Annotated in this window: 2 protein-coding genes; one reads left to right on the forward strand and one right to left on the reverse strand. The window is 75.7% G+C overall.

Going from position 1 to position 2,003, the window contains the following annotated elements:
• Nucleotides 1–804 (reverse strand): MFS transporter (locus JNW89_RS35850; protein WP_238452387.1); only part of this gene is annotated, 804 nt, incomplete at its 3' end.
• A gap of 200 nt (nt 805–1,004) precedes the next feature.
• Between JNW89_RS35850 and JNW89_RS35855 the strand changes: the two genes are divergently transcribed.
• On the forward strand, nt 1,005–1,979 hold the full coding sequence (locus tag JNW89_RS35855; protein WP_238452388.1) for a DUF5937 family protein: 975 nt from the start codon (nt 1,005–1,007) through the stop codon (nt 1,977–1,979).
• The last annotated feature ends 24 nt before the right edge of the window (nt 1,980–2,003 follow it).

The raw sequence follows: 2,003 nt of genomic DNA on the forward strand, positions 1-2,003 counted from the left end.
CGCGCCCAGCGGCGCCACGATCAGCCCGGGCAGCCAGAGCGCCCGACCGTGGCCGATCCGGTCCGCCAGCGGCCGGGCGGTCACCGCCCCGAGCAGCGCCCCGACACCGCCGGCGCCGAGGAACAGCCCGAGCGCCCCGGCGCCGAGCCCCAACTCGCGGAGGAAGACGACCGGCAGCATGGTGGTCATCAGGTTGACCGTGAGGTTGATGCTCGCCAGCGAGAGCACCAGCGGTCGCAGCAGCGGGTTGCCCAGCACGTGCCGTACCCCCTCGGCGAGCTGGCGGCCGAAGCCGTCGTGCCGACCGGCCCGCCCGACCGGCGCGACGTCCGGTCGCAGCCGGGCCAGGACCAGCGCGGAGACCAGGTACGCGAGGGCGTTGAGCACCAGGGCCACCGGCGCGCTGAGCAGCTGCACCAGGAATCCGCCGAGGGCCCGCCCGCCGATCTGGATGGTCGCGCCGGTGCTCACCAGCAGCGAGTTCGCCGCCACCAGCCGGTCCCGGCCGACCACCGCCGGCAGGTAGCTCTGCTCGGCGACGTCGAAGAAGACCGTGCCGGCCCCGGCGAGCAGGACCACGAGGTAGAGCTGCCCGATGGTCAGCCAACCGCCCCACCAGGCCACCGGGACCGAGGCGAACAGCGCGGACCGGACGAGATCCGCGAAGATCATGACGGTACGGCGGTCGGCCCGGTCCACCCACACCCCGGCCGGTAGGCCGATCAGCAGGAAGGCCGCGGTGCCGAGCACGCCCAGCAGGCCCACCTGCCCGGGGGTGGCGCGCAGGACGTCGACGGCGAGCACCGGGACGCCAGCAGGGCCACCTGCTGGCCGATGCCACCGACGACGCTGACGGCGTACAACTGACGGAAGGCGCGGGACCAGCGGGCGGTCGGGGGCGGGTCGGTGATCATGCCGGTCACGGTGCCCGGACGCCCGGCCCGGGGTCGATGAATTCGGCCCAGGGCGAATCCGCGTGCGACGAAAGGACGGGGGGACCAGGGGTGCTGCGCGCCGCGCTGTCGGTGGCGGACCTGGCCAACACCAGGTTCGCCGTGTCGCCGCTGTGGGAGGTGGTGGCCAGCGTACGGATCGTCAAGAACCCGGCCGGCTTTCCCGCGCACCTGCCCTGGGCGCGCCAGGTGGTGCCCCGGCTGGCGGCGGTGCGGTGGGGGCTCCTGGCCGACCTGGTGCCGGTCCCCACCGTGGTGATCCCGTCGTTCGTCTGTCCACCGCCGACCACCACCGGGCCCACCCTCGACCTGGAGCTGGCCGCGCTGGCCGCGACCCCACCGGAGGTGGTCCGCGCCTGCCTCGACCGGGATCCGGTGCCGCCCACGCCCCGCACGGCCGCCCTGCGCGCGGACCCGGAGGCCGGGCTGGCCGACCTCGCCGCGCAGATCCGCGCCTACGCCGACGTCGCGCTCGCCCCGTACTGGCCGCGGATGCGGACCCTGCTGGAGCGGGAGGTGCTGCTCGGCGCCCGGCGGATGGCCGTCGACGGGGTGCGGGGCCTGCTCAACCACCTCGACCGCTACGTCTCCTGGGACGACGGCACGCTCCTGGTCGAGCACCTGACGACCTCCGGGTCGGTGCGGCTGAACGGTCGCGGAGTGCTGCTGGTGCCGTCGGTCTTCACCTGGCCGCGGCCGTTCTCGAACCTGGTGGAGGCGTCCGGCCAGCCGACCCTGCGCTACCCGGCGGGGGCGGTGGCGACGCTCTGGGAACGCGCCGCGCTGCCGCCGGGGGAGGCGCTGAGCCGGGTGCTGGGCCGTACCCGGGCCACGCTGCTGCACGAACTGGCCGTGCCGTCCTCGACGACCGAGCTGGCGCGCCGCTGCGGGCTGGCCCCCGGCACGGTCTCGCAGCACCTCACCGCGCTGCGGGACGCGGGTCTGGTGGGCACGCACCGGGTGGGCCGGTTCCTGCTCTACGCGCGGACCACCTCGGCGGAGGCGCTGCTCGCCGGGGCGGACTGACCGGGGTCGCGCCGGCCGGCCGTC

The sequence above is a fragment of the Micromonospora sp. 4G55 genome (assembly GCF_016803375.1).